Annotated in this window: 1 protein-coding gene; it reads right to left on the bottom strand. The window is 76.4% G+C overall.

The features are described from left to right. Positions 1 to 53: 53 nt before the first annotated feature. On the bottom strand, positions 54 to 4,142 hold the full coding sequence (locus tag ACFUMH_RS18660; protein WP_378209041.1) for a carbohydrate binding domain-containing protein: 4,089 nt from the start codon (positions 4,140 to 4,142) through the stop codon (positions 54 to 56). Between the last annotated feature and the right edge of the window lie 203 nt (positions 4,143 to 4,345).

Consider the following 4,345-nt stretch of genomic DNA (forward strand, 5'->3'; position numbering starts at 1 on the left):
GGCGAGGGCCGCCCACCCCGCGACGGGGTGGACGGCCCTCGGCACGTCGCGGCTCAGGCCCGGCGGCGCCGCCGCACCAGCTCCGCGCCCGCGACGACCAGCAGCAGGGCGAGGCCGAGCAGGGCCGGGACCGCGGCACCCGTCACCGCGAGCCGGCCGGGCGCCGTGGCGCCCGTGCGCCCGTCGGCCGCACCGGCGCTCGTGCCACCGCCGCCCGCAGCCCCGCCGCCCGTGCCGCCGCCGCCCGGGACGGCGTCGACGTCGGTGACGAGGGCGACGCGGTCGAGCGCGACGCCCGCGTGGGGCACGGCGAGCACGCCGGGCCCGGCGGCCTGCGCCGGGGCAGCGCCCGCGCCGGCCGTCGCGATCGACAGGCCGCGCACCGCGGTGAGCGACAGGCCGTCGTCCGGCGCGCCCGCCGGCTGGTCCGCCAGCCGGTCGAAGTCGTCGAACGGCAGGACCACGTACCGCCAGCCGGCGGTGTCGTCGGCGAACGTCGCCGCGAACCGCTCGGCCGTGTCCGGCGCCTGGTAGACGCGGACGTAGTCGAACGCGACCTGCTGCGGGAACGTGAGCTCGTCGGCCAGCGGGCCGCCGAAGTTCCCCCCGACCGCCATGTTGGCGATGAGGGTGAACGGGTGCTCGAACACCCACGCGTCCGGCGCCACGTCCTCGGGCGTCGCGGTGTGGAAGTGGATCGGCTCGCCGCCGTCCTCCGTCACGTACCAGCGGATCTCCTCGGGCTCCCACTCGACGGAGAACGTCATCCACTCCCCGCCGAGGTTGCGGCCGAACTCCTGCGTCCGGCCGAACGCGTCGCCGCCGCTGTAGCCCGGGCCGTGGATGGTGCCGAAGATCGACTCGGGCAGCTTGCCGACGTACTCCATGACGTCGATCTCGCCGGTCTGCGGCCAGCCGACGTCGCGGAAGTCGTTGCCGAGGGACCAGAACGCCGGCCAGATGCCCGCGGCCCCCTGCGGCAGGCGGACGCGGGCCTCCATGCGCCCGTGCAGGAACTCCGCCTTGCCCTCGGTGATGAGGCGCGCGGACGTGTGCGTGCACGGCCCGTACCAGCAGGACAGCCCGGACGTCGCGGGGTCGACCTCGCGCGTCGTGATGACCATGTTCCCGTCGCCGTCGTGCGCCGCGTTGTCGGTCGAGTCCGTGTAGTACTGGAGCTCGTCGTTGCCCCAGCCCCAGCCGCCGGTCTCGTACGTCCAGCGGGCCGGGTCGGCCGGCGTGCCGGCGGCGGCCTCGAACTCGTCGGACCACGCCAGCTCCCAGCCGGCGGGGCCGGGGTCGGCCGCGGCGTCGTCCTCGACGGTGACGGTCACGGGACGGCCGTCGCCGCGGCCGTGGAACCACATCCCGACGCCCTCGGTGCCGGACCAGTCCTGCGGCTGCGCGAACCCGCGCCGGAACCCGCCGTCGCCGACCACGTCGAGGACGTGCTCCCAGCGGTCCGCGCCCGGGTACGACTCGGGCGTGCCGGCGGCCACCTCGCGGGCCGCGATCGTGCCAGGCCCGAGCGGCTCGAGCAGACCCGTGCCGTCCTCGACGTCGACGAGGAGCAGCGGGTCGCGCGGGTCGTCGTCGCGGATCAGGACCCGCCCGACGGCCGGCTGGCCGAGCTCCGCACCCACCGGCTCGGCCAGCGTGATCGCGAACGGCTCGTCGCGCTCGTGCTTGGCGTCGTCGAGCGTCGCGACCTCGACCACCGCCTCGCGCTCGCCGGCGGGGATCGTCACCGTGCCCGAGGCGGGCTCGACGTCCCGCCCGGCGCGCGCGGCCGGCTCCTGCTCCGACGAGCGTCCGGTGATCTCGCCCGTGCTCCACGCGACCGTCACGTCCTGCTCCGCGGCGCGGGTCAGGACCACGCCGACCTGCGCGGTCGCGCCCTCGTCGACCGGCGTGACCGACTGCGCGAGCCGCACGCGCACGGGGTTGCGCACCGCCGACGCGCCGGAGATCGTCACGTCGTCGACGTGGAACGTCGTGGTCGGGATCGGGGTGGCCGCGCCCTGGACCGCCAGGGCGACGCCGTGCACGGCGGTCAGGGTCAGGCCGTCGTCCGGGGCGCCGGCGGGCTGGCCGCCGCCCTTGCGGACGAGGTCGGCGAACGGGACCACGACGCGGCGCCAGCCGGTGGCGTCGTCCGTGAAGGACGCGGTGAAGCGCTCGGCGTCGTCGACGGTCGAGCCCGGGCTGCGGTTGTCGAGCACGTCGACGTCGAACCGCGCGCCCGTGCCCGCGCCGTGGAACCAGAAGCTCAGCGTGGTCCACCCGCTCCAGTCCTGCGGCGTCCACGTGGTGCCGTCCGCCGTGAAGTTGTGGACGGCGACGGCCCAGCTCGGGTTCGTCATGCGCAGGGACAGCGCGTGGTTGCCGGCGGCCGCGCCCGGCACGGCGTCGGCCGGCGCGCCCGTGACGCGGTCGAGCACCGGGTCGTTCCCCGCACCCGACGCGGTGACCCACCCGACCGGCGGGGTCGCGGTCGAGCCGGTGAGCAGCGGCTGCTCGAAGTCGAGGACCGTCTGCTGGTGCTCGACGAGCGCGAGGTCGTCGAGCCACAGCGTGGGCGTCGCGCGCGTAGCCGTCTGCTCGATCCCGATCGCCAGGCCGTGGACCTCCGTCAGCCCCAGGCCGTCGTCCGGGGCGCCGTTGTTCACGTTCTTGCGCAGCAGGTCCGCGAACGGCAGCTCGACGAAGCGCCAGCCGGTCCAGTCGTCGACGAGGCGCGTCGAGAACCGCTCGGCGTCGTCCACCGTCGACCCCGGGTTGCGGTTGTCGAGGACGTCGACGAACAGCGCCGCCCCCGAGTTCGCGCCGTGCATCCAGAAGCCGAGCCCGCGGTAGTCGCTCCAGTCCTGCGGCGCCCACGTCGTGCCGTCCGCCGTGAACGTGTGCAGCAGTGCCGCCCACGACGCACTGTCGAGGCCGACGCGCAGGACGGAGTTGCCGTCCGCGGCGCCGGGGCGCGGGGCCGGCGGCGTCGTGCTGCGCGCGAACTCGGGCACGTTGCCCGCGCCCTGCGCCGTGAACCAGCCGAGCGGCGGCGTCGCGGCCGGGTCGGCGAGCACGAGCGGCTCCTCGAAGCCGTCGACCACGCGGTGCAGCAGGCCGGTGCCGGTCGACGCCACCGCGTCGTCGTCGCGGATCGTCACCGTGGCCGTCGCCTGGCCGAGCGTGGCGCCGACGGGATCGGCGAGCGTCAGCGTGAAGGTGCGGTTGGGGCCCGGCACGGCGTCGTCGGCCACCGGCACGGTCACCGTGCGCGTCGTCGTGCCGGCCGGGAACGTGAGCGTGCCCGACGTCGCGGTGTAGTGCGTGCCGGCGACGGCGGTCCCGTCGGCCGTCGCGTAGGCCACCGTCACGTCGTCGGCGCCCGCCGTGCTCAGGCGGACCGCGACCTCGGCCGTGCCGGCCGACTCCGCCACGCCCACCGCGGCGGCGGCCACCCCGACCGACGGCGTCACCGGGCCGTCCGTCGAGAACGCCGCGATGTCGTCGATCACCACCGTGCCCGCACCGGACGCCGCCGGCAGCACGAGGCCGCGCACGTGCGTGAGGCCGAGACCGTCGTCGGGCGCACCGGCGTCCTGGAAGTCGGTCGCCCGCGCGAAGTCGGACCACGCGAGGCGGACCTGCCGCCACCCGGGCGCGCCGACGGGCACGGTGACGTCGAACCGCTCGTACGGCGCGGGACCGGCGCCGGTCGCGTCGAGCAGCTCGACCTGGAACGACGCGCCGGAGCCGTCGCCGTGCACCCACAGCTCGACGCCGTCGTAGCCGGACCAGTCGCGGGGCGCGTCGGCGTACTCGAACCCGACGCCGCCGTAGAACGGGTCGGCCGTGGTGTCGAAGCCGTAGCTCATGGCGTACGCGCTCGCGGCGCCGTCGGGGCGGGCGGGCAGCCCGTCGCCCGGCACGGCGCGCACACCGGCGCCGCCGTTCGCCCACTGGATGAAGCCGGCGCCGAGGGTGCCGTCCTCGAAGCCGTGCACGACGTCGACGACGTCGCCCGGCGCGGCGGTCGAGGCGGTGGGGAGGGCGGTCGCGGCGCCGGCCGCGAGCAGGGCGGTCAGCGCGGTGAGGGCGGTCGCGCGCCGGGCACGCGTGCGGGGACCGGTCGGTGGGTGCATCGTCGCAGCTCCAGGGGACGGCGGGGGCTCTCCCGGGCACGCGTCGGCCACGACGCCTCGCCTCCTCGCGGGCGCCCCGACGCGGTCCTGGGAACGTGTCCACGGACGCTATCCACGCCGGTCGTGCCGGTCAACGGATCGGCTCGAATCGTTACGAAGTGGCGCGCGCCAGGCCCCGCGACCCGTGGCGCACGGATCGCGCC

The sequence above is a fragment of the Cellulomonas sp. NPDC057328 genome, assembly GCF_042667215.1.
Lineage (GTDB): Bacteria > Actinomycetota > Actinomycetes > Actinomycetales > Cellulomonadaceae > Cellulomonas.

What these genes read in the sequence shown, in the direction of transcription:
- ACFUMH_RS18660 (WP_378209041.1), bottom strand. Translation starts at nt 4,142, where the DNA reads ATGCACCCACCGACCGGTCCCCGCACGCGTGCCCGGCGCGCGACCGCC.